The 25355-nt window shown below is 55.0% G+C and carries 28 protein-coding genes; 13 read left to right on the forward strand and 15 right to left on the reverse strand.

From position 1 onward, the window contains the following. Positions 1 to 92: 92 nt before the first annotated feature. The gene (locus RCI_RS15085; RefSeq protein ID WP_012037307.1) at positions 93 to 467 is read left to right on the forward strand and encodes a hypothetical protein; all 375 of its coding nucleotides are present in this window, start codon (positions 93 to 95) and stop codon (positions 465 to 467) included. Positions 468 to 526: 59 nt separating this feature from the next. Beyond that, positions 527 to 1171 (forward strand): hypothetical protein, encoded by a 645-nt coding sequence (locus RCI_RS15090; RefSeq protein WP_012037308.1) that lies wholly within the window; start codon positions 527 to 529, stop codon positions 1169 to 1171. 597 nt (positions 1172 to 1768) lie between these two features. On the opposite strand, the gene RCI_RS15095 is transcribed toward RCI_RS15090, so the two are convergent. The 10 genes from RCI_RS15095 to RCI_RS15140 form a co-directional block, all read right to left on the reverse strand. Continuing rightward, positions 1769 to 2689 carry a methanogenesis marker 7 protein gene (locus RCI_RS15095; RefSeq protein WP_012037309.1) on the reverse strand — a complete coding sequence of 307 codons (921 nt, stop codon included), beginning with the start codon at positions 2687 to 2689 and terminating at the stop codon, positions 1769 to 1771. Between the two features lie 6 nt (positions 2690 to 2695). After that, positions 2696 to 3307 (reverse strand): methanogenesis marker 17 protein, encoded by a 612-nt coding sequence (locus tag RCI_RS15100; RefSeq protein WP_231844868.1) that lies wholly within the window; start codon positions 3305 to 3307, stop codon positions 2696 to 2698. Beyond that, entirely contained in the window at positions 3297 to 4553 is a 1257-nt protein-coding gene (locus RCI_RS15105) for a methanogenesis marker 15 protein (RefSeq protein ID WP_012037311.1), read from the reverse strand. The genes RCI_RS15100 and RCI_RS15105 overlap by 11 nt, the downstream gene beginning before the upstream one ends. Further along, entirely contained in the window at positions 4550 to 5017 is a 468-nt protein-coding gene (locus tag RCI_RS15110; protein ID WP_012037312.1) for a methanogenesis marker 5 protein, read from the reverse strand. The genes RCI_RS15105 and RCI_RS15110 overlap by 4 nt, the downstream gene beginning before the upstream one ends. Then, positions 5014 to 5469, reverse strand: a complete 456-nt coding sequence (locus tag RCI_RS15115) for a methanogenesis marker 6 protein (RefSeq protein ID WP_012037313.1) — start codon at positions 5467 to 5469, stop codon at positions 5014 to 5016. The genes RCI_RS15110 and RCI_RS15115 overlap by 4 nt, the downstream gene beginning before the upstream one ends. Then, entirely contained in the window at positions 5469 to 7004 is a 1536-nt protein-coding gene (mmp3, locus tag RCI_RS15120) for a methyl-coenzyme M reductase-associated protein Mmp3 (protein ID WP_012037314.1), read from the reverse strand. Before mmp3 ends, RCI_RS15115 begins: the two co-directional genes overlap by 1 nt. A 101-nt stretch (positions 7005 to 7105) precedes the next feature. Beyond that, the gene (atwA, locus tag RCI_RS15125) at positions 7106 to 8728 is read right to left on the reverse strand and encodes a methyl coenzyme M reductase system, component A2 (RefSeq protein WP_012037315.1); all 1623 of its coding nucleotides are present in this window, start codon (positions 8726 to 8728) and stop codon (positions 7106 to 7108) included. A 45-nt stretch (positions 8729 to 8773) separates the two neighbouring features. Beyond that, the gene (locus RCI_RS15130) at positions 8774 to 9589 is read right to left on the reverse strand and encodes an HAD family hydrolase (protein ID WP_012037316.1); all 816 of its coding nucleotides are present in this window, start codon (positions 9587 to 9589) and stop codon (positions 8774 to 8776) included. A 171-nt stretch (positions 9590 to 9760) separates the two neighbouring features. After that, positions 9761 to 11161, reverse strand: a complete 1401-nt coding sequence (locus tag RCI_RS15135; protein WP_012037317.1) for a hypothetical protein — start codon at positions 11159 to 11161, stop codon at positions 9761 to 9763. Between the two features lie 65 nt (positions 11162 to 11226). After that, positions 11227 to 12630 (reverse strand): carboxypeptidase regulatory-like domain-containing protein, encoded by a 1404-nt coding sequence (locus tag RCI_RS15140; RefSeq protein WP_158308937.1) that lies wholly within the window; start codon positions 12628 to 12630, stop codon positions 11227 to 11229. Positions 12631 to 12934: 304 nt separating this feature from the next. Between RCI_RS15140 and RCI_RS15145 the strand changes: the two genes are divergently transcribed. Further along, entirely contained in the window at positions 12935 to 13468 is a 534-nt protein-coding gene (locus RCI_RS15145; protein ID WP_148266662.1) for a superoxide dismutase family protein, read from the forward strand. 2 nt (positions 13469 to 13470) lie between these two features. Here RCI_RS15145 and RCI_RS15150 read toward each other — a convergent pair whose 3' ends face one another. The 3 genes from RCI_RS15150 to RCI_RS15160 are packed head-to-tail and all read right to left on the reverse strand — an operon-like array spanning position 13471 to position 15639. After that, the gene (locus RCI_RS15150) at positions 13471 to 14016 is read right to left on the reverse strand and encodes a PUA domain-containing protein (protein WP_012037320.1); all 546 of its coding nucleotides are present in this window, start codon (positions 14014 to 14016) and stop codon (positions 13471 to 13473) included. Beyond that, complete coding sequence (locus RCI_RS15155) at positions 14009 to 14974, reverse strand: NOL1/NOP2/sun family putative RNA methylase (RefSeq protein WP_231844869.1); 966 nt, start codon at positions 14972 to 14974, stop codon at positions 14009 to 14011. The genes RCI_RS15150 and RCI_RS15155 overlap by 8 nt, the downstream gene beginning before the upstream one ends. After that, positions 14959 to 15639 (reverse strand): 2,5-diamino-6-(ribosylamino)-4(3H)-pyrimidinone 5'-phosphate reductase, encoded by a 681-nt coding sequence (locus tag RCI_RS15160; protein ID WP_012037322.1) that lies wholly within the window; start codon positions 15637 to 15639, stop codon positions 14959 to 14961. Before RCI_RS15160 ends, RCI_RS15155 begins: the two co-directional genes overlap by 16 nt. Positions 15640 to 15764: 125 nt before the next feature. Between RCI_RS15160 and RCI_RS15165 the strand changes: the two genes are divergently transcribed. Then, positions 15765 to 16202 carry a hypothetical protein gene (locus RCI_RS15165; RefSeq protein ID WP_148266663.1) on the forward strand — a complete coding sequence of 146 codons (438 nt, stop codon included), beginning with the start codon at positions 15765 to 15767 and terminating at the stop codon, positions 16200 to 16202. A gap of 548 nt (positions 16203 to 16750) precedes the next feature. Next, positions 16751 to 19507 carry a DNA polymerase II gene (locus RCI_RS15170; RefSeq protein WP_012037324.1) on the forward strand — a complete coding sequence of 919 codons (2757 nt, stop codon included), beginning with the start codon at positions 16751 to 16753 and terminating at the stop codon, positions 19505 to 19507. A gap of 51 nt (positions 19508 to 19558) precedes the next feature. On the opposite strand, the gene RCI_RS15175 is transcribed toward RCI_RS15170, so the two are convergent. Next, positions 19559 to 21109, reverse strand: coding sequence for a hypothetical protein (locus RCI_RS15175; RefSeq protein WP_012037325.1), 1551 nt, complete (start codon positions 21107 to 21109; stop codon positions 19559 to 19561). Between the two features lie 367 nt (positions 21110 to 21476). Here RCI_RS15175 and RCI_RS15180 point away from each other — a divergent pair, with 367 nt between their 5' ends. Then, positions 21477 to 22019: a PKD domain-containing protein gene (locus RCI_RS15180; RefSeq protein ID WP_048198778.1), complete on the forward strand. Its 543-nt coding sequence runs from the start codon at positions 21477 to 21479 to the stop codon at positions 22017 to 22019. A 43-nt stretch (positions 22020 to 22062) separates the two neighbouring features. On the opposite strand, the gene RCI_RS15185 is transcribed toward RCI_RS15180, so the two are convergent. After that, entirely contained in the window at positions 22063 to 22401 is a 339-nt protein-coding gene (locus RCI_RS15185; protein WP_052310010.1) for a hypothetical protein, read from the reverse strand. Between the two features lie 263 nt (positions 22402 to 22664). On the opposite strand from RCI_RS15185, the gene RCI_RS15190 reads away from it, so the two are divergent. The 7 genes from RCI_RS15190 (at position 22665) to ndk (ending at position 25355) form a co-directional block, all read left to right on the forward strand. Beyond that, positions 22665 to 23300, forward strand: a complete 636-nt coding sequence (locus tag RCI_RS15190; RefSeq protein WP_048198779.1) for a hypothetical protein — start codon at positions 22665 to 22667, stop codon at positions 23298 to 23300. A 114-nt stretch (positions 23301 to 23414) separates the two neighbouring features. Next, positions 23415 to 23603 (forward strand): DUF2795 domain-containing protein, encoded by a 189-nt coding sequence (locus tag RCI_RS15195; RefSeq protein ID WP_048198781.1) that lies wholly within the window; start codon positions 23415 to 23417, stop codon positions 23601 to 23603. Between the two features lie 94 nt (positions 23604 to 23697). Beyond that, on the forward strand, positions 23698 to 23925 hold the full coding sequence (locus RCI_RS15200; RefSeq protein ID WP_012037329.1) for a hypothetical protein: 228 nt from the start codon (positions 23698 to 23700) through the stop codon (positions 23923 to 23925). Between the two features lie 140 nt (positions 23926 to 24065). Next, positions 24066 to 24437 (forward strand): 50S ribosomal protein L7Ae, encoded by a 372-nt coding sequence (gene rpl7ae, locus RCI_RS15205; protein WP_012037330.1) that lies wholly within the window; start codon positions 24066 to 24068, stop codon positions 24435 to 24437. A 16-nt stretch (positions 24438 to 24453) separates the two neighbouring features. Then, positions 24454 to 24666: a 30S ribosomal protein S28e gene (locus tag RCI_RS15210; RefSeq protein WP_012037331.1), complete on the forward strand. Its 213-nt coding sequence runs from the start codon at positions 24454 to 24456 to the stop codon at positions 24664 to 24666. 5 nt (positions 24667 to 24671) lie between these two features. Continuing rightward, on the forward strand, positions 24672 to 24890 hold the full coding sequence (locus RCI_RS15215) for a 50S ribosomal protein L24e (protein ID WP_012034501.1): 219 nt from the start codon (positions 24672 to 24674) through the stop codon (positions 24888 to 24890). A 6-nt stretch (positions 24891 to 24896) separates the two neighbouring features. Further along, positions 24897 to 25355: a nucleoside-diphosphate kinase gene (gene ndk / locus RCI_RS15220; protein WP_012037332.1), complete on the forward strand. Its 459-nt coding sequence runs from the start codon at positions 24897 to 24899 to the stop codon at positions 25353 to 25355.

The raw sequence follows: 25355 nt of genomic DNA on the forward strand, positions 1-25355 counted from the left end.
AATGATAGTGTAGTTATCCGTCCAGGAGTATTTATAGTAACCGGAACACACGGGCGGAATGCTTTTGTGTCCGGACTGACACATTCCTACCGATGACGCTACAGCGGCTAATGCCCTTTATCTCGATGTTCATCTACTCCCTCATCATCGTCGTCGCCAGCCTCCTGCTGGCAGGCCTCTACATCATCCTGACCGGGGGAGGAAACCTAATCGTAGCCCTTTCGAACCTGTTATTCATCGAGAGCGGCATCATACTCCTGATCGGCGCCTCAATAGAGTTCTTCCATCTCGCAGGCCGGGACGATCGGGTGGTTGTGTCTACTAAGGTCCTCTTTCCCATAAGAGCCGGCGAGAGTAAGGCTGATGCCCATAACGTTGAGTTACACAACCCGGGGTGGCTGCTTATTTTTCTTGGAGCGCTGCTCTTCGCATACTCACTTACTTTAGTCCTGCTTTTCGCAAAATAGGGTGGTGCTTACAGGACTATTTCAAAAAGTATAAATCCTTATATCAGGATGTTTAATCTATGCTCGGCCGTACTACCTCGATTCTCATCGCGGTGTTCGTCTTCCTGGCTCTGACAGCTCCGGCTGCCACTGCAGATCAAAACATACCTTTGCCACAGACAGAGGAATTTTTATACAAGGACAAGCAACGGCCGGTTATCATCCACCTGCTCGTGATCAACACGACTGACAAGCCACTCAGCAACGTCTTCCCGCCGGAGAATTCCCAGAACCTCAAGTGGGTACGCCTGTTCTACAGCTATGAGAATACCGGTGATTCGCAGGTCAAGGCCTTCATCAAGGTCATCTTTGTGGATAGCAATGGCAATCAGTACCAGAACGATAATGATGAGTACACTGGTGAATCTGTCCTGCCTCATACTATCACAGACCCCATGTTTATCGAAGTGCCGGTGCCTAAGAATGCCGAGATCACCCAGTTCATCATCCGTCAGGGCTTCTACGAGACTGTTTACCAGATTCCCAGGGTTACGGCAACTCCGACACCCTCCTTACAGATAACGCCCACTGCTGCAGGCACTCCCACGACTGATGCAGGCAACCGGGGCTTCGACGGGTGCCTGCCCTTCATTCCCTTCGCTATGGCAGGAGGCCTGGCGGCGGCAGGAATGGTTATCAACCGCGGTGGATTCCGCAGAAGATAACTATTATATCTTTACTCGGTTTTTCAACTGTTGTCCGATCAAGTCGTCGTGCGTATACTATAGCATATCCTCGTATGAACGTTGTCAAACGCTGTGCTGTGCCTCACTTGATAGTACAGGCTCCTCGAGAAAGCAAAACGAACGCTGCGCTGTGCAAAACCTCACAGATTTCACGGATTGAAACAGAATCCACAGATTTCTAATTGATAGCACAGATTACGATTGATTTCACAGATAACTAAAAATATTCTGATCGATTGTCTTGCGATTGCCATCGGTGATCGATTATTATTATAGTATTCCTTCTGTGATATCGTGTAGTAATCTGTGGATTCAGCAGAGGGAATCTGTGGAATCAGTCAGAATCTGTGGCATCTGTGTGGATTGGCACAGCGCAGCGTTCGTCTTGCAATCTCACCACATAAGAGCAATTAGAGAATGCACAGCGAAGCATTCGTCTTCTAGATCGTCTTCCAGGACGCCTGCATGCGCTGACTTTTAAAAGGCTAACATCTGGGCACAGACACATGTCCAGAAAGTTCCAGGAGCGACAATAAATAGAAGAACAGGCCACAGCGCTCGTGGCCTTCAATCTTCTTATATAACGAACCCGGTCTCTGACTTTGGCAGAATTCTCAGGATGATGTAATCCTTCATCCTCGAGCGGTAGAGTTTCGCTACCTCGCGCATGTAGATTCCCTCGTCGAATTTGACGTTGAGGATGCGCTCTGCGTACTCGTCGTAGGGTACCTTGATGCGGCAGCCGTTGAGCTGCAGCGTGATCGGCGTCGGGGCCAGCGACTCCGGAATGTCCGGGATCTGCTTTTCAATCTCGTGCATCACCCTTGGCGGGCTGACGCTGAGGGGGTCCTTATCCAGTTCTGCCCTGCGCTCGTCCAGGACTTTGCCAGTGGCATCCACCAGCCTGTCCAGGATCGCCAGCTCGTCTTTCTGCCTGGTCCTGTGCATCACTCTGCCGAGGCCTCCGATGTAGGCGACGCATCCCGGTACCTCGACTACGTCCATATTCGGGCCTCCGGTCACCACGATCGGTACTTCGATGTCCCGGAAGAGTTTGGTCTTCTCCTTGATGCACTCCCGGAAATTGCCGTACGTGAAGACTGCGCAGTCATGCTCGTTGATCAGGTCGATTTCAGTCGCCTTGAGCTGTGCCACGCGCTTGCCCACGCCTCTGGCCAGGCCTATCATGTTTGTCTTGGAGCCCGCCCTGCGGAGATATTCCGCAATGTCGCAGGCTAAGTGGGGCAAGTGCTGGTAAGCCAGCGTTGGCGTGACCACGGCTATCTCGGCGCCGGCGAGAGGTGCTTTGGTGAGCTTGCCCAGCAGTTCTTTTGCCTTGGCCTCGATCAGCGGCAGGTCTGCGTTAGGCACCAGCATGACTACGATGACGTCCAGCTGGAGCACGTTTTTCTGCAGGATGTAGCCGCCGAGGTCTTCGACCAGCTCGATCATCTGCTCGTGCTTATATATGCCACCCTGGAAGATCAGTGGTTCCATGCCCGGTCAGTCCTCCTTATCATGTTTGATCTCTTCTCTTATGCGGTGGCAGACGTTCATCCACTCGGGCTTTATCGGGTCTTCGGAGGCGATGAAGGCGAGCATATGTTCTGAAATGTAATGTTTGCGCACCCTGAATCCCTCCGGCGCTATCCTGATCAGCGCGTCGATCACGGCTTTCTTGAGCTCGTCCTTGGGGTCGTAGACCACGATGGAGGAGATCTCGTCGTGCTGGCGGGCGTAGTCGCCGTCTACGGGGACGATGACCGACGTTCTGTCGGTGGGGATGATCCGGTCGCGGCCGTACTTGAGGTAGAGCTTTCCGACAGCCGTGGAAGCATACTGTTCTTCCCTGACCGATACCATGATGCCTTCGTTGACGCTGTTGATGTCGGCTACGTCTCCGAGGGTGATGGTCGGCAGGCCCTGCCTGAATATGCCTACAATGATGAAGACAGGCTCTTTAGGATCTATGTAGACTCGCAGGCGGCCGATTGCCCGTACTAAGTTCAGGTCTGTGAGCACGTCCCTGATGACGCCCTCGTACTTCTGAGCGCCTTCCTCGTCAAGGCATTCGACTTTGAAGACTTCGAGAGGCTCCATTATGTCAGTGTTCATCCTGCGCCTCCTCACTCCCTCCCCTTAGCCCGGAGACGAGGAGGGCGGCGCCTACCGCGCCGATGTGCTGGGAGTAAGGCGGGACGATGACGTCCATCTTCAGCAGGTCGCCCATTGCCTTGACGAGGCCGATGTTAAGCGAAGATCCTCCCACCATGATCACCGGCTTCTTTACCTCTATCTCCTGCAGCTGCTGCTCGAAAACCTGCTCTGCAACGCTGTAGCAGGCTGCTGCGGCCACGTCTTCTCTGGCGTTGCCCTTGGACAGCGAGTTGATCAGGCTCTGGGTGCCGAAGACGATACAGTAGCTGTTCATGGTTACTTTTGAGTGGTCGCCCTTGACGGCCAGTGCTCCCATGTCTCCGATCTCTACGCCCAGCCTGTTGGCGGACTGCTCGAGGAACCTGCCGGATGCGCCTGCGCAAATGCCGCCCATCGTGAAGCTGCCGGGGATGCCGTCCTGGACTGAGATGGCCTTGTTGTCCATGCCGCCGATGTCGATGACCGTGGCCGGACCCTTCTGTTTTCCGGCCAGGTAGACGGCGCCTTTGGAGTTGACCGTCAGCTCTTCCTGCACGAGGTCGGCGTTGTAGTGCTTGCCGATCAGGAACCTGCCGTAGCCGGTGGTGCCGATGCCTTCCAGATCTTCTCTCTTGACGCCGGCTTCTGCCAGCGCCTTGCTGAAGGCTTCCTCGGCGCTCTTGAGGACGTCGGTGGACTTGACCCAGCCCGTGCCGATAATTTTGTTGTCCCTCATGATGACGGCCTTGGTGGTGCTCGATCCAGAGTCTATGCCCGCGGTCAGGCCGGACTGCTCTTCTCTGGCGAGCAGGCTGCGGCGGAGCGCAGTGGTCGACAGGGCTTCCATTCTCGTGAGAAGCGTCTCGTGGGAAGTCCTCTCGGTGAAAGAATAGCTGATGACCGGTAAGCCGGACTGCTGGTGAATGTAGTCTCTCAGGGCGTTCCTGACGATGGCGCCTTCGGCGCACCGGAAGCAGGTCGTGATGAAGACGGCGTCTGCCTTGGTATCGCCTTTGACGATGCTCTTCGCCCTGGCGATCATCAGGCGCAGGTCCGGACTGGCCACCTGCAGGCCGAACGCGTTGGCGTTCTCTTTCACGTTGCCGATCTCTACCTCGGGGAAGACGATCTGGGCCTGGACCTGCTCTGCGGCCTTCTCGATCTCAGATTGCACGCCGCTGTGCTCCGAGCCGCAGGTGAGGTGGGCTATGCGTATCTTTCTCACTGGCTTCCCTCCGCATCAGGCGCTTGTTCTTTTGTAAGCTTACGAAGGAACTCGTTTACGTATAACACGAAGTTTTTCGCCTCGTTCTCATTTTTGGGGTACTGCAGTTCCAGGACTGGCACACCCTTCTTTCTTACCACGTACTTCAGCAGTTCGTTCGTCCGGGCGCAGCCCATACATCCGAACATGTATTCTGCATCCTCTACAATGATGGCTGCCTCGGCCTGCTCGATCAGCGGGTCCATGAGGGCCATGCGGCCCCTGACGCCCGAGGGGATCTCGATGGCGGCGTATTTCAGGCCTTTCTTCGGGTCGTCCGGCGTCATGTTCATGGGAGGGGAGTCCAGACTGGGGCTGGTCACCTTCTTGCGGACCTCGCTCATGAGCGTCAGCGGCTCGTGGCCGAAGCGCTCGACAAGATCTGCTAATATGAGGCTGTTAGGGGGATAGATGAATATTTTCATTGCGCATCTCCTTCTGCGATAGTAGAATTAATGATTTCCTTGAACCTGTCAACGTCAATATTTTTAGGCCTCGGCTGGGGTACGGGCGTGAAACCTCTCTCTACGAGTACCAGTCCTTTGGCGATATCCGGCAGGATGTCCAGCTCCTCTTTCAGCTGGTGGAAGCCCGGCCTGGGGCCTCCTCCCCTGTTAGCCCGGCAACGCCTTTTGTCGCCCGACGGGTAACCTCGCTCCTTGATGAATATCTTGTGAGGGTGTTCGTTCCGGAGCTCTTCGGCCAGCCGGTTTACCTCGCTTCTCTTTCCGGTTATCATTAGCCCGTAGCAGGTTTCCTTGATTACAACGTCGCTCGTAATCTTGTAAGCGCTGATCGCCACCTCTGCAGGCAGCAGCGAATCAGATATGACCACCATTTTTGTTATGACATCTTCCTGCTGTCCTTCACTCGCCATCACCGCACCTCCGTGAAATAGACGGTCTCCTTCTCCTTAGTTTTCCTCAGCTTTTCCATGTTCAGCACCCTGCCGATGATGTTGGTGGAGGTGTATTTCTCCCCTGTCGGGCCGAACTTGCTGCTGTCTCCGAACCTCACGCCCACCATGCCTGCATACCGGGCAGCCATGTTGGTCATACCGATCTCGCCTGCCGCCACGATCGAGCCCTCTTCCGGCTTGTTCTCCGGTATAAGCTCGCCGACGTGTACTGTCTTGCCCTTGAAGAGCAGCGTATCCTCGTACTTGAAGAACACGTTGAGCGATCCCACGTGCTGCTCTTTCAACCCCGACGCCCGGCGGAAGTATTCTACCGACTGGGGGGCTCTGTCATCGTATAATTCGATCTCAACAAGGCCGTCCCTTGGAATCGCTGTGATTTTGACGCTGCCCGAGCTGACGATCTCCATTGTAGTCCGCGGCGTCTGGTCGACGACTACTGCATCTTCGCCCTGGTGGCCGGCTTTCTCGTACCTGATGCCCCGCCGTGTCAGAAATTCTTCGGCGGCTTTAAGATCCATGCCCAGCACACTAAGGCGGTCGGGCACAGTCGTGACAGCGATGCGCTGGCCGGGGCTGACGATCTTCACCAGTTCGATGCCGTTGATCACTCTGCCGACGATCGAGTGATAGATGCTCGATGTCAGGTCTGCTCTGGAAATGTAGATCCGGCCTTTGCCGCTGCCGTCTGTCCGGATGCTTACCGCGCCTTCGCTCCTGGCCCCGAGGTTTTCGTACGGGCAGACCTCTCCCAGCATGACGTCGCTGGATATGAACGTGCTGGCGGCAAAGTCCACCGGGAATGTCCCGTCCTTGACCGCCGCGTAGAAATGCTCTGCTCCGTCTTTGGCTTTAGGCATCATTTCTACCTGCAGGGCAGTGTGTATCTCCATGCCCTCCTCCACCGGCATCGAAGTATCCGTCGTGACAGTCTTGTTGGCGAACTTCTCCAGCTTCACGACCGGCTCGATGGACTTGATGCTGTCGTCCTGACCCAGGCTTGCCAGCACCTTTTTGCCCGAGATGATCTTCCCGAAAGCTCCGCCACCCCTGACACCGTAGTCAGAAGTGTGGTCTGCTTTAGAGATGATTAGATAAGTGTTCTTTGCATCGTAGCCGCCAGTACCAAAGGACACGTCCCAGCGCCGGTATTCCGTCTCTGTCTTGCCGGCTGGCACTCCTGTCGGGGCCGGTCCGAAGGCTATTGCATAGCCTGTTGTCCACTTGGTTTCCGTGCCTGCGAACTTGCTGTAGCTGTCGAGCCAGGCCTGCTTGAGCGCTCCTCCGGTCAGCTCTAACCGTATCTCGCCCCGGGTTGTCAGTATCTTGAACTCAGTGGCTACTTCTTTCCGGGCTTCTTCCCTGCCGCTGATGATACCTATGACTGTGCCCGGGTGATGGCTGACACCTGCCGCCGCCAGCGCGTCGGCTACAGTTGCTCCCTCTCGGACCGCAACCTTTTTCCCGTCGACATCTACGACATATTTTACGCTCAAAGTACCCTCTTCTCCAGACTAAAATGATATATCAGCTCAAATACTTTCTTTTTAGCGAAATAAAAGAAAACACTTCCTCTGCCAGTATAAAGAGATGGGCCTTACTGGCCCTGCGCCATAATCTGACGCTCCTGCTCTGTGACCTTTGAGAGCACCGTTTCAACATCACCGATGTCGACGATCTTGCCTGCGCGCATCAGCATGACGCGGTCGCAGACCATGCGGACGAACTCCATGTCGTGGGAGACGATGACGAACGTCTCTCCGATCTCGTCTCTCGAAGACAGGATCGAGTTAGCCACATCGCGCTTGGTGAACGGGTCCATGGTGCCCGTCGGCTCGTCTAAGACGACGATGCGGGGCTCCCTGATCAGCACCTGTGCCAGCGCTACCCTGTGGCGTTCGCCCTCTGACAGCTCGTGCGGATACTGGGGCAGGACGTCTGCGCTCTTCTCCTCGCTGAAGCCGGCGATCTGCAGGGTGTGAATCGCCTTCCGTTCCGCCAGCTCAGCCGGGAAGTCCAGGCCGATCGCGTCGGTCAGGTTGTCCACGACAGTCCTGTGCGGATACAGGTCATATTCCTGGTGCAGCAGGCCTACGTACTGTTTTGCCCTGCCTCTGGCATAGTAGCCAGGCTCCAGCATGTTGACCCAGTCGTCTCCGATCCTCACTTCGCAGATGCCGTGAGTCTCTTCGAGATTGCCGGTGATCGCGTTGGACAGGGATGTCTTGCCGGCGCCGCTGACGCCGACCACGCCGAAAATCTCTCCTTCTTTTACCTCGAAGCTTATCTTGTTAATAGCTTTGATAATGCCCCGGTCGATGGAGAGGTAAATTTTCTCCAGGTCCTGTACCCTGATGATCGGCTCGCCGGCCGTGAACTCTTTCTTCTCCACCGTCTTCGAAAACTTCATGAACTCCTTGATCACGTCGTCCGGAGCGCCGTCCATCTTGATCTCGCCGTTGTCTAAGAGGATGGCTCTGGTGGCCATGTCTTTGATGGTTTCCTGGAAGTGCGAGGTGATGAGCACAGTCATGTTATGGTCTTTTGCCGCCTGGACGATGCCGTTATGGACGATCCCCGCAGTCTTGGGGTCGAGCGTACCGGTAGGCTCGTCTGCCAGCAGCATCATAGGCTCTTTGGCCAGTTGTCTGGCCAGGACCACACGCTGCTTTTCGCCACCCGACAGGTCTCTGGCGATGTGCATCATGCGATGGGACAGCTTCACCTGATCGATCAGGTCTGCAGCCCGCTGGACAAGCTGGCTCTGGGTGTGATCTTTAGAGTAGTTCACGTCCTCCAGCGCCCTCATCACGTTCTCGATGACGCGGTCGTCGCCGTACAGGGCAAAGGTACGCTGGATCATGATGGCGATCCTCGTAGAAATGTTCCTGCGGTCCCTGTCTGTCATGTCGGGTGACAGAGTGTCTATGTCCCGTGCTTTCATCATGCCGCCGCACTTCGGGCAGGCTTTGCCAGTCCATGACGGCGGGTTGGCGTAGCCGCAGTTCTCGCAGCTTGCCAGGTGGAATACGATGCTGCCTGACGCAGGGATGTCCTCGTCCAGGCCCCGGATCACGTGTAACAGGATAGTCTTACCGGCTCCGCTACGGCCGATGATGCCGAGCACCTCGCCTTCGTTAATGGTGAGGTTGATGTTTTTAAGTACGCTTTTATCCCCGTATTTTACGTTCAGGTTTTTAACTTCAATAAAGGCAGTCACTCCAGTTTCCTCCGGGTTATAATGGTAAGGGTTTGAATGTAAACGTCATTTTCCTTCGGGTAACCTTCTGCTTATCACTTCTTCGACGCTCCCGATGTCGTCGATCACGAAATCTGCCGAGTCGTAAAGCACCTGCGGTCGCGGGCCCGCCTGCTGTACGGTAAGCACGCCGATGTCCGCCGCTTCGATCGCCTGGTAGTCGTTGATGCCGTCTCCGACCATCACTACCAGGTCATACTTCTCCCGGAGCTTCAGGACCAGCTCCTTTTTACCCGCCGGTGACAGGGCGTCGTAAGCCCTCGATTCGGGCAGGCCGAGTTCCCGGGAAAGCGCAGACAGTGATTTTCTGTTGTCTCCGGATGCGATGTAGACGTCGACCTTCAGTTCCCCCAGTCTCTGGATCAGCCGCCTGGCACCTGAGAAAAGCCGGCCGCCAGTGGCCAGCACGTAGGGTATCTCTGAACGGGGCACGTCGACAACGAAACCCATATTGACATAATATATATCTTTACACTTAAGCTTAACCGCGGCGACCGCATCCCGCATATCGCCTATTGTGGCCAGCGTATCTTTTTTCGCCGCCGATGCTATGCGCTCCGTCGTGCACTTGCTTCGTCGGCAGATGACGTCGAGGCTGATGCTGGAAGAAGCCAGGAATGTCGAGATGGTAGTCGATGCGTCGAGGTTATCCAGGAAATCGGCTGAGTCTGCCCTGATGGCAACCAGAGCGCATCCCGGGTGTTGCAGGACCATGTTGGTCGAGGCCACGTTTTCGACGATCTCTCCGCTGCGGACGTTCTTGGCCACTCTGTACGCCTTTAGCAAGGTGCCTGCGCTATCGAAGATTACGGCAGTTTTCATGATATCTATCCCGGTCAGAGTCTATATACTTAACGGCGTTAAGGGCCGCCGTCCGGCCGCAGTCACTTAAAAAAGTATATGGAATCTATAAGATTAGTAGTTTATGATATTTTAAGATCCGGCGGCAGGGCGACCGCCCGGCCGAATACCGGCCTCATTGTCTCAGCACGCCTATTTCGGCAGCCCTTCGTCAAACCGGCCGCTGAACTCGCCGAGATCGAAGACCCTGATCAACGAGCCGTTCTGAAGCATAATAATGTAGCCCCTGTTGCGGAGCATGTCCAGGCTTTCCCGCAGAGCCGCATCATCCATTGCCAGAGCTTTTTTCAGCTCCGCTCTCTTGACGTACTGTCCCCCTGACTCCTGCATCAAGCGCCGAATTTCGAGGTATACGGAGATATCGCGGCGGGACAGGTTCGCGTCGAAACTGCTGATGCTGACGGATCGCTTCTTGCCTGCCACCTGCACGCCTTTGATCTCCATGCCGTCGAAGGCGCTGCGAAGGTCCTCGTACGCCTCGACCTGACGGTTCCACAGGTCGTGGTACAGGTCTTCTGTGGCCTTACGCTGGGAATCGAGCAGCTTTGTCGCACCATCGAGGTACCTGTAGATCGCGTTGTTCTGCACCAGGCGCATGCGGGCAAATGCCTCCGCGATCTTAACTTCGGCCAGCGGAGTCATGTTGATGTCGACGGACATCTTTTCCATACGCTTGCGAGCCTTCTTGATCGAGCTTTCGATGGGCTTGATGTCCTCTCTCCTCAGGTGGGGCTGGCAGATCAGTGCCGTCAGCTGGTAGGACACGACGTCCGCCGAGAGCTGCTGCCTGAACTGGTACCTGGACTGAAGGTGGATCATCGGCAGGTGGATGCTCAGCGAAGTGCCAGGGTCTGTCATCAGGTTCACTTCTCTTACCTTCTTCCTGAGCCGCTCCATGCTTGCTTCCTTGCCGGGCGTGACCATCATGTAAAAGTAAGAGGGATTTACGATCTTGAACCCCGTCGGAATGCAGTCCAGCACGCCGTCCTTGAACTGCCGCACGATGTCCGCCTGGCCGGGCTCGTTCTCGAGGAAAGACTCCCGCCTGACCGTCAGGCCGCCTAAGCCAGTCTCGTTCGACGGGCAGCTGACAAGCTGCAAAGGCAGGACTACGTCCAGGTTGTCTTTCTCGGCATTGACAAAGTTCACTGTCGCTTCATGCCGGAATTCCTCAAGGTACAGCTTGGGGTGCGGTAAAATGTTCAGGAGCTCCCGGTCCGGGATCGTTTCCACGGACTTCACTGTGTAGGACTTATAATGCTCCGGGAACTTTTCCTCATGGGGTAAGCCGTCTACTTGGACTCGGACGAACTGGTTTTCCGTCAGGAGCCTGTCGTAGCCCTCCGGCAAAATATAATAAGTTGGAATGCCTGTTTTGCCCAGGAACGGGCTTTTAGACAGGGTAAAAATTCTGTTTCCACCCTCCGGCAGCCACTTGAGCCAGCCCCAGTGCTGCTTGTCCTGATCGTACAGCAGCGCCCGCTCGAAGTCCGCGAGCCCGCTGCCCAGCCAGTCCCGGATCAAACCCGCCATGGTGGTACTGTAAGCCCGGCAGGCATATCAAAATTGTGTTCAGTGCAATGCACTGCGCTCACCGCTCATAACTTCGGCGGCATGTAGCGTATTGCCAGCACGAGCAGGCCTGCGCAAATAATGGCAATGACTGCAATAGACACACCGTATGTTTTCAGCAGGTTCTCCGGCGTGAGCGGGAATGGCGTCGGGGTAGGAGGCTTCGGCGTAACTGTCTTGCCCGTGGCGTTGCCTGGTGAAGCAGGCTTGACTGTAGGGGTGACAGTGACGTTAGCGGACGTAGTATTGTTAGCACCTGGCGTGGGAACCAGCGTAGGTGTCGTATTAGCTTTCCGCAGGTTCATGGCTGCGGTTGCCTTCGATGAATCCAGCACTATCGGGAGGTCGGCGGTCTCATTTCCTGCGGATGCCTGCAGGTTGTATCTGCCATACCATATATCGTCAAAGCTGAAGCTTCCGTCTTCGTCCGATACTGTAACAGCCATCTCAGACAGCCTGCCTTCGTAGACCCTGAACAGCTTGACCTGGACTCCGGGCACCAGAGTGCCATCCGGATCGCTGACGTACCCTTTGATGCTGCCCCGGCTCATCGGGAGGATGATGTCCACGTTGTAGGTGCCCCGTATGACCTGCACCTTCGTAGAGTTATTAAACGAGGACTCGTTAGCCGTGATCATGTAGTCGCCCGCCGGCATGACTGTAAAGCGATAGTTGCCGTTAGCGTCAGCCCGGCCGCTGCCGTCCGTCGAGTCGCCATCCTCGGTGCTGTTATATCCAGTATACTTGCCTACGCCGTCCCACCGGGACAGGTAGACTCCTGCATAAGGTACCGGTTGCATGGTCATATCATACACTGTACCTGTGATTGTGTTGGGCTTCACGAGGTCTATGGAAAGGGCGGTCGAACCATTCCCCGCAGACTGGACGCACTCGGCGTTGATCTTTACGGTCCGGGCCAGGGAGTCGCCGGGTATGTCTCCGTACTGCACCTCTACTTTTCCGCCGCTGGTGGGTAGCAGCAGTTCAGTGCCATTCTGCCCTCCGGCGAAAAATTTGCCCGGGTTGGGGTAGTAGCTGTCCTGTGACAATACCACGTGCATGTTATCGGGCACCGGCTTGCCATCGATATCGTAGAGCCTGACCACGATGTTCGCCCGGGAGGTCTCGTCAGCGCTGATGACTGCCTTATCGCTCTCCACCGTCATCCGGCTGATGTGGGGGAAAATTCGGACCGTCACGACCGTCGAAGTGCCTTCTATGATTGAGAAATGCTGGGTCACGCTCTGGCCCCAGTCGCCTTTTTTGACAACTAGCCTGTAGCCCCAGGACTCGTCGTTCGGCTCGAGGTTGGTGATATAAAAGTTACCCTGGGCATCCGTGGTCACTTTAGCCATGCCGACGTCCGTGCCTGTCACGTCCTTTTGCAGCTCGACTTCCGCGTTGGGTATGCCCGTCTGCTGGTCTGGCATAGTGACCCGGCCCATAAGGTACCCAGTTCCTTCGGCGCTGGCGCTGGTTATACATAGGGAGTACAATATCAGTAAGTTCAAAATAATAATTACTGTTGTGAAATAAACCCTATTCATCCCTGATTTCATCTAATACCGTTAATGATTGCTTATCTCTTAAACGTTTCGATAAACCGGGGTCAGTGCCGTGACCGTTTAGTAGTGCTGGAAAAATCCGGATTATTTTCAAGCTATGCCGTGTACTGTCACCTGAATGCAGCCGAGATACTATCATTCCAAAACGGCCAACTGTGATAGGTGGAGTATGATGAATATAAATGTGCTATTGCTTACATTACTGCTGTCTGTAACCATGGTCGCCGGCGCCTATGTTCAGGGCGGCCAAATCGATCAGGCCACAGCAGTCCTTAAAAATGCCGAAGGCAAAGATGTCGGAATCGCCCGCTTTACCGAAGTCAGCCCGGGCACGGTGCAGATCAACGTCAGCGTAGATGGCTTGCCCCCTGGCAGACACGGCATCCACATTCACGCCGTGGGGAACTGTACCCCGCCGTTCACCGGGGCTGGAGACCACTACAACCCGCTTGGTAAGCAGCATGGGCTCGACAACCCTCAGGGCCCTCATGCCGGAGACCTGCCTGATATCCGGGTAAACCGGGCGGGCACCGGTCGGCTGAACGTGACCACTGATCGAGTGACACTGTCACCAGGTCCTGTCACTCTGTTCGATGCTGACGGCAGCGCTATCATAATACACGCAGGGTCGGACGACCAGATGACTGACCCTTCAGGCGGCAGCGGCGCCCGTATTGCCTGCGGTGTCATCGAGAAAGCCTGAATTCACAGCCCTATGCGGCAGGTCGACCCGGCCATGATGTCCTGGTTACGGATATACAGGCCGACGTCGGCCTCGTTGGTAACTGTAACCTTATCTGCCTTTAGCCCGGCGTAGTCGTACCTCGCCCGGCCTACGCCGATGGCTTCCCCGAACTTGTTGGCGATGATGACGCGCTCGTTCTGCTTTATGCTCTCGTCCGCCCAGGTGATGGAAGTCCCGAAGACGTCTCTGCCATAGAGCACAAGTGACTCTGCCTGGCCGACGACCTCGACTTTCTTCTTGTCCGAAGCCCGGGCGATCAGGTACAGCCCCTCCAGCGTCGGCAGGAACTGCTTTTTCCCGACCTCGCCGATGCAGAGCCCTGCTGTCAGGGGCTCCGGGTCTCTGCCGATCGCGAAGAACTTCACCTCAGGCGTGGTGGTAAAGATCTCGACCTTATCACCCTGCCGGGCGATCAGGTTCAGCTCTTTAGAGAGATCGAAAGCGCCCCAGTAGTCCAGCCCCCGCCGGACCAGCGTCAGCTCGTTTTTCTTCAGTCCCCTATACATAGCGCAGCCTCGCTACAAAGAATCCTGTCGTATTATGTATGTGTGGATACATGCGCCTGGCGTTTTTCACTTCGGGAGCAAACGTCAGGCTTCCGAACTTCTCGATACCCGGCACCCCATACGGCACCGGATCCACTTTCAGCCCGTATTTCTTCACTGCATAGTCAATGATCAGCTCGTTCTCTTCCGGAGCGTAAGAGCATGTGGAGTAGACGAGAGTCCCGCCGGGCTTGAGGACTTTCAGCGCAGCGTCGATCAGCTCATGCTGGACCGTGGAGCAGAACTGGATGTCCGCCTCTTCCCTGCTGGTCTTCCTGCTCCGGTCCCGGGCGATCACGCCTTCTCCGGTACACGGGGCGTCCAGCAGAATCTTGTCCGCCTTTACCCCGATCTTGTCAGCTTCCAGCGCATCCATATTGTAGATGGCTGTGTTCATTACCCCGCACCGGCCGATGTTGGTCCGCAGCGACGGGATCCTGCCGGGCTCTTTCTCGATCGCCACGATCAGCCCTTCGTTGTTCATAAGCTGGGCGATATGGGTGGTCTTGCCTCCCGGCGAGGCGGCCATGTCGATGACTGTATCCCCCGGGTTCGGCGCCAGCGCCAGGGGCGGGATCATAGAGGACTTGTCCTGCACGTAAAAGTAGCCGAGCAGGTGCTCGGCCGAGGCGCCGATCGAGTACGGCTCGCCGGTGACCTCAAAGCAGTCCGGTATATCGGCTGGCTTCAGGGTAAAGCCCTTATCTGTCAGCCTCTTCAGCAGCGCGTTCGGGGCGATCTTGAGCGTGTTCACCCTGATGTAGGTGGCGGGGGGAGCCTCCATGCTCTCCAGAAACTTTTCCAGATCGGGCACAAGCCTGGCAAACCTCGCCACCATGTACTCGTTATACTTGTACTTCTTCGCCAGCTCGGATATGCGGGCGTCTGCAGGGAACTCCTGAATTACAACACTTTCCACGTTAAAACGATCCCCTCGTCCATCTGTTCGTATTTCATCAGCCTCAGCTCGACAGCCTCGCTCCGCTCGGCGATACCCGGCCCGTCCATGAAGGTCGGAGCGTCCTTGCCGCCGATGATCAGGTTGCCCACGAACACCGAAATCTCATCTACGAGCCTGCGGCTGACCATTGCATAATTCAGCGTGGCTCCGCCCTCGATCATGAGCCTGTTGATGCCCCGCTTCTTCAGCTCGACAGACATCTGCTCCAGGTCTACTTCGTCTTTCCCGCAGACTATGATCTCCGCCTTCTCCTTCAGCGCCGCAACCCTGTCGGCAGGCGCGGCCTGCGAGACTACAACGATTCTCTTGCCTGTGCCTTTTTTAAAGATATCTGCCGTCGGCGGCGTCCTGGCCTGCGAGTCTACGACGACGCGGGCAGGGTTCTCGTCCTTCCCTTCGGCAACCCGGCGCTTTCGGCGCTCCTCCGACTTGACCGTCAGGCTGGGGTCGTCGGCCAGCACCGTGCCGATGCCGACCATGACCGCATCGCTGCCGGCCCGGAGCTCGTCGACCCGGTCAAAGTCTGTCTTGCCGGAGATCTTGACCTGCTTCCGCTTTTTCGTCGAGATCTTGCCGTCCGCGCTCATGGCTGAGTTGATGAACGTGTATGGCCTGTCTAGCATGATTAAGCCATGGGCCGGTACATGTATAAAGTTTGCCACAGCCGATAGCTATGCAATCGCTGCATGCGTAAATGCCGCTATTATATTTGGTAGCATATATAAAAATACGAAACATTGACAGAATAGTGAAGTGGAGCAGGTATCTACTGGTGAGCGCCATCGTGTTCTACGTACTGTATGACATAGTATCCACGCTGGCGGCATACAACTTTCTCGGCAGCTTCGAGTATGAAAAGAGCTTCCTGATCAAAGCCGCATATGACGTGGCCGGCGTGCCCGGCTTCATCACTCTCAAGATCGTCATGTCCGCCGCAGCCATATCTGCCGCATACCTGCTGATGGAACACTATACCAGGCTACGGGCCTTCGGCGCAGGCATCCTCGGCGGCGCCACCGTCGCCGGCTTCTTCGTCGGCACGTCCAACTTCAACATTTTGCTTAACGGCAGCTCTATCTGGATCCTCGGCCTCGACAGCGGGACCATCGCTGCCATCATCATCGTCGTCTCCGCGGGCGCAGGGCTACTAATGTCTCGGCCGGAGCCTGCAAGAGTTGCTCGTTGACCTTAATGAAATATAAATAAGAAGAAAAGTTTGAACCACAGCGTCACATCGACACAGAGACAGGGAGATCCACGACAGGCCAGATGGTAACTCGAACCACGGCGGCACGGCGACACAGAGACAATGGTGAACCGGTAAAAGCGACCTTCTTTTTATGTCCACGGCGACACGGAGACAGCGCATTAACCATAGGCTTACTACTCAATCGTTTCAGTCTGACTTTTGATCAATAGCCTGAAGGAAGTAGAAAATACTATTGTCTCCGTGCCGTCAGCCCGCTGTGCCGCCGTGGATCTAAAAAAAGAATGCCTTGCTATTCTGGTGCGGGTTGTCTCCGTGCCGCCGTGCCGCCGTGGTATGAATAACCATCCTGCTATTGTTTCTCGAATCGTCTCCGTGCCGCCGTGTCGCTGTGGTTAGAACCTTTGCTCTATAGTTGTCAGAATAGGGAGTCGTGCCGCCGTGGTTTATTATCCTCGAACTGTATTACTTTTGCAGAGCAAGCATCAGGTATATATCGTCTCACCTCTAATGGCAAGTCGGTGCTTATGGTTCAGGCGACTTTTGATGTGCGGCTTCTGGATTCGACGTACTCGGTCACGCCGAAGAAGGGCGTGGAGGGCAGCAAGGATCGGGAAGATGTCAACGTTCGCCTGTACGGAAAGACCAGGGAAAACCAGAGCATTACTATCATCTGCCCGGACTTCAAGCCCTACTTCCACATCTTCTGGCCTACCGATGCGCTGCGGAAAAAGCTGGAAGAGCACGAAGATGTTCTCTCAATAAAGGAGGTCAAGAAAGAGTACAAGGGCTCGATCGAGGATTTCCTTGAGGTAAGAGTCAGGGCGCCGTGGCTGGTCCCTAAATTCAGGACGGAGTTCGAGCTGCAGCACAAGACTCTCGTCGTGAAAAATATTCCCGAAGAGATCCTCGAGCAGGTCCGTGCTGACCCCGAGTTCACTGTCACAGGTGACGCTCGTCTTGCGAGGCTGACCCCTACTGACCGGGTCTATTCCCAGAAGCTCATCCGAACCTACAACCTGTTCCAGTACATGGATAAGGAAGAGATAGAGAAGTTCGAGCTAAAAAGCGTGTTCTTCGCGGCCGACATTGTGTTCACTAACCGCTTCATCTACGACTACGATCTGGATACCTGCGTCCGGGTGACGGGTGAGCTGGTGGATGATCCTGGTGAGTATACCACTGAAATTGTGTTAAAGGCCGAAAAGTTCGAGCAGTGCCCGATCTTTACTCCGAAGCTGAAGATCATGAGCTTCGACATTGAAAGCTCGATCAAGTACGGTAACATCTACTGTATCTGTTTCACCGTCTACAATGAGGTGGACGGCACGAAAGAGGATCGCCAGTTCGTCTCAAAATTCGGGGTACGGGGCGATAACATGTCTCCTGCGGAGGAGGCCGAACGAAATGAGGACGAACGCAGGCTGCTCGCAGACTTCGTGGCTGAGGTGCGCAAGCTCGATCCGGACGTGATCACCGGCTACAACATCAACAATTTCGACCTGCAGATGCTGTACGATCGATCTAATGCCCTGAACCCGCCTCCGGAAGGCAGGAAAGCCACCGCCGGCGAATACATGAACTTCGGCCGGGACTCTTTAGGAATGAGCCGCAGGGAGAATCGGACGACCGGCTTCGTCACATGGGACATCAAAGGCAGGCTGCTACAGGATGCCTGGCTGTCGGTGAAAAAAGAGCTGAGGCCGAAGAGAGAGGGTTTAGGCTACGTGTCCCAGCAGCTGTTCGGGGACACGAAGGATAATATTAATTCGACCCGCATTGACGAGGAATGGACCAACAGACGCGATGAGGTGGTAAAGTATTGTCTCAAGGACGCCGAGCTTGCCCTCCGGATTCTTATGCACCCCCGGATCAATACTCTCAACAAGCTCATGGACGTCGCCATTCCTTCCAGGCTGCCGGTGAAAGAGGTCTCCGGCGGCCAGAACCGGATGATCGAGAGCCTGATGATCCGGATGGTCGACAGGGAAAATGTCATCGTTCCTATGGCCAGCGGCGAGACCAACGACTACGAGGGTGGCTTCGTGTACGATACTAAGCCCGGCCTCTGGGAATGGGTAATCGGCCTGGACTTTTCATCCATGTACCCCTCCCAGATCATCAAGCACAACATCTGCTTCACCACGCTCGTTAAAAACAAGGCGGAAGCCGCCCACGAATCGCCCATAGGGGCGTGCTTTGTCTCGAAGGAAAAGCGGTACGGCATCACCCCCCGGATGGTAGAGGGGCTCCTGAACTCTCGTAAGGAGGCAAAGGCGCTCATGAAGAAGGCCAGACAGGACGGCGACATGGATGCGGCCGACTATTACAACCGACTGCAGAACGCGATCAAGATCCTGGCCAACGCGACCTATGGGTACTTCGGCGCCAAATTCTGCCGGTGGCCGTACAGCAGGTACATCGCACCGAGCATCACTTCCTGGGCCAGAGATGAAATTCGTACCGTTGTAGCATCCCTCGAAAGCAGGGGCTTCACCGTCATCGCCGGAGATACCGATTCGGTCTTCTTTACTTCTAAAAATCACCGGGATCTGGACTCCTGCAAGATGCTGGGCTTCCAGGTGCAGGCCGAATTCTCCGCGGGCAACATGCACCTCGAGCTGGAGAAAGTCATGGAGAGGTTCTTCGCACACGCCAAGAAGAGGTACTTCGGCAAGATCATCTGGCCCGAAGAAACGCTGCTGGTCAGAGGCTATGAGCCGAGAAGAACCGATTCTTTCGACCTGCAGAGCGAGACCATGACCCAGGTCTTCCAGATCGTGCTTGAAGGCAGGCCGGACGAAGCGGTCAGGTTCAGCAAGGACATCATTGATAAAACCCTGAAAGGCAAAGTCGACCTCTCCAAGCTGATCATTTCCAAGAGCGTCAACGACTTCAGCTCTTACGACAACCCCGACTCCCTCGTCCACGTCAACGTGGCCAAACGCCTGCAGGAGATGGGCTACGAATTCACCCCCGGCATGAAAACTCCGTTCGTGATCACCAACGGCTCGGCACAGCCGATCAGGGCAGAGCCCGTCATCGAGGGGCTGGAGTTCACCGCCCGGCCCGACTACCGGTATTACGCCGAGAGGCTGGCGATGGGGCTGGCTCGTATTACAGAAGCGTTCGGGTGCGATGAACGCACTCTGATGCAGGGTAACTCCCAGAGGACGCTGGACCTGTTTGGGGAGGAAAAGCCTGCGCCGGTCGCGGCGCCGCTGGTGCAGAAGGAAGTTGTGAAGAAGGTAAAGACGATGTCGACGCTGGACATGTTCATGTGATCCGAATGCGAAGACCTATTTTCTTTTTCTTCTGAAAGCTATGGAAGCCCGTTACAGATTATACTCATAGATCGTATAATTCTGATAATAATGCGTATTGTTCAGGACACCTGCCCTGATTACTTTTTGAGCATCTATGTATAGTGGATCGTTTTCGCCGACCAGCACGTGGAGTCTATGCTGTTCATTGACCACGTCATACCAGCGCTGCGTCATCAGCATGCCTTCGACGAAGAACTGGTCGTCGACAATCTTCACCTTCGGGTAAAGCACTTCCTGCTTCGACAGGTAAATCAGCTTATTCGCTCTATTGAAATCCGTATACCCGTACGTCATGCTATTATTTTTCAGGTAGTCGATAAGCTCGTAGTCTTCCTTGTTCGGCTGGTAGTCATATCCTGCTATAGTACCTATGTTTGAGGCAATCGTCGCAAGGATTAGTATGATCACTGCAGCCAGTAACATCGTATTCACATTCAGCCCCGGAGTTTCCGGCCTGTATGCTAAGGCTATCGTGGCGAATACTCCGACAGCTACGAATAAGAGGAACCTGGCAGACCCGCCGTCGCCCAGGGTCGTGAAGGTAAAAGCCACGAACGTGAACCCAGCTGACAGCATGAACATCCAGTAGAGGTAGTTTGCCTTCGGATTCCTCCGGACGAGCGAGTAGGCGGCGGCCATCAGAAAGATGGCTCCGATGGCGATATCGTACAAGTTAATGCCTGTGTTCAAGAGGCTGAGCAGATTATGGTTCAGCAGCAGGAGCAACGACTCTACTAAAAGCGTCAGGCGTTCGCCGATCCCGCCCACGTCTCCTGTCTTGGTGGTTATTAAAAAGACGCGTAAGCCGTCCATGAAGAAGTTATTCATCTTCAACACGTAAGCGGCGACCGTCGAAATTCCAAGTACGACGAGCACGTTCGTAATCTTTGAGACCTCTTTCTCCCGGCTCTCTGCCTCTGCCACCCTCTGCTTTTTACTACCCTCGGTGGGCACTTCTGCTCTTTTGGTCCAGAAATAGTAGATGCAGTAGCCAATATACGGTACGATGAAGAAGGCCAGGATGATCGAGTCAGACAGGACGATGAGCCCTACTACAAAAGCCAGCGCAGCGACGGCGTAGAAGGGCAGTTTTTGTATGGCTTCCGTGTGGAACAGGAGGATAAATAATCCGGCGAAAAGCAGGGAGCCGACGTGATATTCCGGTGACAGGAACAGGTAAGACGCCCCAGGCTGGATGTTGGTGAAGAGCGCTGCAAAAATGAGGGCGCTGGTGAGGTTAGAGAACCTGTAGATCATATACGTGAATACCGATACGACGAGCAGAAACACGAAGAACGCCGTGAGCCTCAACACTGTCGGGTCAAATCCTGAGAGGACCTGCGGCAGGAAATGAAATGTAAATATGTCGGTGAACAGGTAAGGATCATCTACGGGGTAGGTAAAACCAAAGTTGCCGTATTTGACGATCTCCATGGCGACCAGCCCCGGGACCACCGTATCGCTGTCCAGCTCCAGGTTGAGGGAGGCCAGCAGGCTGCTGAGGAGGCCGACTGCTATGAGGATTATGAGTATCAGGTTGACGGCTTTCCTGTCTGACATTTACTAATGTGGATACTTGAGGTGTTATTTAATGCTTGTGTCGGGCAGCCATAGATGGTGGAAATGTCAATACAGTATCACTCACCCTCTACTCGTCCTGACCATAACTGCTATGTGGCAATGCTGGCAACAGATCCTGGGCATATTACCGAAGCGATATGATATGCTGAGCCAGTATTAATCCACCATTAAATTGCGCTCATTTTTCTATTTAGCCAATAATACGGCCTCTAAATGAAACTATTTATATCATTTCGCCCTCTTACTCATATTAAACAATATATCGGCTGTTTTACTACAAAATAGCCATGTATTACCCCCAAGGTGACTAAAAACGATGAAACTGTTTAGATTTCTGCAAATAGCCATGATTTTGGCCCTTGTAGCCTCGCTGATCCCCGCCGCAGTAGCCCACCCTGAAGAAGCTACTCTGACGGCAAGCTTCAGCTCCGACGTCACGACTGGCGCTGCCCCGCTCACCGTCCACTTCATGGACCGTAGCACGGGCAACCCCACCGGCTGGCAGTGGGACTTCGGCGACGGCAGCTCCTCGACCCGGCAGGACCCGACCTACACTTTCCAGGCTCCCGGCACTTACAACGTAACGCTGACCGTAACTGACGGCTATGTGAACAGCACGGCCAGCAGCGAGATCGTCGTAACCCCGGCCCCGTCGGCCACGCCCCAGCCTATCCGTGTAGTGCCTGTGCCGGTTCACCCGGTCAAGCCAGGCGACGGCCCGGATAAGGTCAAGAAGCCTGACTTTGGCAAGAAGCCGGATAAGGTGAAGAAGCCTGACTTTGGCAAGAAGCCGGATAAGGTCAAGAAGCCGGATAAGGTGAAGAAGCCCGACAGGCAGAAGCGCGGTGGCGAAAAGGGTAATTCTGACAACCCCGTCCGTCACTTTTAGTTTAAATCATGTAAGCGCGGCTATGCCGTAGCTGCATATTTTTTTAAATGCTCCCGGCATGATACCTCTCATGCCCGGCCTGCGGCTTTTCTTCTTTGAACAGCTTCGACAGCCCACCGAGGTTGACCCCGTATCTCATGTGCAATACTGCAAGGGTGCACCACGGGAAAAAGTGAACGATCGGTATGAAATCAATGATGCCGGCGATGATCGTCCGGGAGGGGGCTACGCCGAGGTACATCAGGAATACCGCTTCTATCGCTGATACTGGCAGATTGAACGGTATGAAGTCTGCCACGTCGATGAAGATCGCCAGTGCCAGTAGTAAGTTGTCCCACGAGTCCCAGCGGTGGCCGAGAATCCTGTGCGGTATATTGACCATATTCACAGCTGGATTGACCCGCCGGAGAATAAAGTTGAGTCGGGATTACGGTGGCATGCATTGATTGATACAGTACGTATACTCATTCTTGATAGGTATCACGCTGTCGAGCAGCTACATAGCCTGCCGGACTGTACAACATGTTTCACGAAGGACTATAGTTGCAAATGCCTGAGCTATAATCGCATATTGCTGACGGAACGTAAGATAACGTTTATAAACAGGGAGGGCTTTTGATTCATTCGATCAGGAGGGGTGAGACTGTGAAAAAAATTGGATTAGTTCTAATTATTGCCCTGCTTACGCTGTCTGCTGCAGGCTGTACCCTGCCATCCGGTACTGATGGCAAGGCTTCTCCCACTCCGACGCCTTATCCGACCGATATCACGCCGGGGGTCATTACCACTCAGCAGCCGCCTGTCACTGCGACTCCGGTATCGTCGGACTGGCTGAGCGGCTATCAGGAAACCACTTTAGAGCGGTCGCAGTCGCTGCCCAACGGTGTTAAAGTCACCTACAGCAAATATTACAAGACTGACGACTGGATGATGCCTTTCCCTCTTGGGGGGCCCAGGGTGAACCAGGCAAACCACGGGGCTGTAATGCTGGTCAAGTTCTATAACCCGACCTCTTCGACGCAGTCGATCGTGCTGGATTCGGACGTGAAAGCGGCCTTCTCCTACCTGGATGCGAACGGGGTGAGGCGTGGCCTGGTCACTGCCGACGTATTCTATGACAAGGACACCGGCAAGCAGTTCACGGAGATCTCCATAGCGCCCAACGAGACCAGGACTTTGTATATCCTCGCTTACGTGTCGAGCGATGCCGACTACGAGAAGACTGCCGGCCGGCTGGACTGGCCGACGCTGGACGCGAACCCGGGCTACGTGCAGGGTTAAGTCTCTTTTTTCCAGTTTTTTGCCGCCTGTCCCGGGATCGGGCCGTTTCAGTAAAAACTGTGAAAAGATACATAGACCTGCCGCGCTCACAGGATTTTTACAGGGAGGTATCACATGGTTTCTACCGCTAAAGTTTCCAAGTACCTGAAGGGCATTCACTTTCCCGCAAACAAGCGGGAGTGCGTGAATTATGCCCGGCAGCACGATGCCCCGGAGGATGTGATGGGCGCTCTGTCAGGCATGCCCGACGAGGACTACGACAGCATGGCCGGAGTCTGGCACGCTGTCGGAAAAAAGAGATGAGAGCCATTTTGAAGGCACGGCACCGGCGGAGCTGATTATTTGCTCCGCCAGGTTCCGATAAGAATTTTATAGGAATACCTCCTACAGATAAGGGATGATTAAGGTCAACAGCCTGGTCGTAAAGATCGTAGGAGTCATTCTGGCTGTCGTCGGCTTACTGCTGCTGTTGTTCGGCCTCGTGACCTGGAACAAGCAGGTGATGGCTACTGGCTTTATCGCATGCCTTATCGCCGTGACTCTTCTCTACTACGGCTGGCGCATGAGGCCGGCGAAAGAAAGCGGCTCAACCGATGCCGTAGCCGGCTCAAAGCAAAAGATTTAAAATGTATCCCGATATTATAGGGACACGCTTGATCGACATTATGTTGTCGACAGGCCTGTTCGTTTAATCTTTACTTTAGGTTAAACCTGATGAATGATGAAGAGGCTTCCTGATAGAAGCCTTCGAAGGAGGAAATTAACATGGCAAAACCAACTTACGTTAAGATGGACTTCCCGCAGGAATTACAGGACAAGGCTCTCGAGGCACTCGAGCTCGCCAGGGACACCGGCAAGATCAGGAAAGGCACCAACGAGGTCACCAAGGCCATCGAGAGGGGCGTTGCTCAGCTCGTCATCGTCGGCGAAGATGTCACCCCCGAGGAGATCGTCGCTCACATCCCGGCACTGTCCGACGAGAAGAAGATCCCGTACGTCTTTGTAAAGAAGCAGCAGGAACTCGGCGCCGCATCCGGCCTCGAAGTAGGCTGTGCGACCTCCGCCATCGTGGACGCAGGCAAGGCTAAGGCCCTGGTCGACGAGATCACACAGAAGTTCAGCGCTCTGAAGGCATAAGCACAGGTGATTCACAATGGCTGAAGAGACAGGCGTTCCGGCTGAAGTCATCGAGATCATTGGCGTCACCGGCATGCACGGAGAAGCAGTCCAGGTCAAGTGCAAGATCCTGGAAGGCAGCAACAAGGGCAGAATTATCACCCGCAACACCGTGGGCCCGATCAGGCTTGGCGACATCGTCATCCTCATGGAGACCGCGAGAGAAGCCAAGAAGATGTCCTCGAGGTAACAAAAATGGTAGACAACAAGAAGTGCACGTTCTGTGGAACTCAGATAGAGCCGGGCACCGGCAAGATGCTCGTCAAGAAGGACGGCTCGATCCACTACTACTGTTCCTCGAAGTGCGAGAACAACGCGAAACTGGGCCGCATCCCCAGGCTCACCGAGTGGGTCAAGGGTCCGGCCAAGGCGCCTTCGAAGAAGGCGGAACAGAAAACCGCAAAGAAAGAGTGATCACATATGGTTGAGCGTGAGCGGACATTCGTCATGGTCAAGCCCGACGGCGTCCAGCGTGGGCTCGTGGGAGAGATCATCTCCCGGTTCGAGCGCCGCGGCCTGAAGATCGTCGGCATGAAAATGCTCGAAGTCAGCGAAGAGCTGGCTAAGCAGCATTACGCTGAGCACGCAGCCAAGCCGTTCTTCCCCGGCCTGGTCAGCTTCATCAGGTCCGGCCCGACGGTGGCCATGGTCATCGAAGGCAAGGACGCTGTGAGCATGGTTCGCTCCATGCTCGGCAAGACCAAGCCTATCGAGTCTGCGCCCGGCACCATCAGGGGCGACTTCGCGCTGGACATGGGGAGAAACGTGATACACGCTTCCGATTCGCCGGAATCGGCAAAAAGGGAAATATCCCTGTACTTCAAAACATCGGAAATAGCCACTTACGCCCGCATCGACGAGCAGTGGCTGTACGAATAA

The sequence above is a fragment of the Methanocella arvoryzae MRE50 genome (genome assembly GCF_000063445.1).
In the GTDB taxonomy this organism is placed as follows: Archaea; Halobacteriota; Methanocellia; order Methanocellales; family Methanocellaceae; genus Methanocella_A; species Methanocella_A arvoryzae.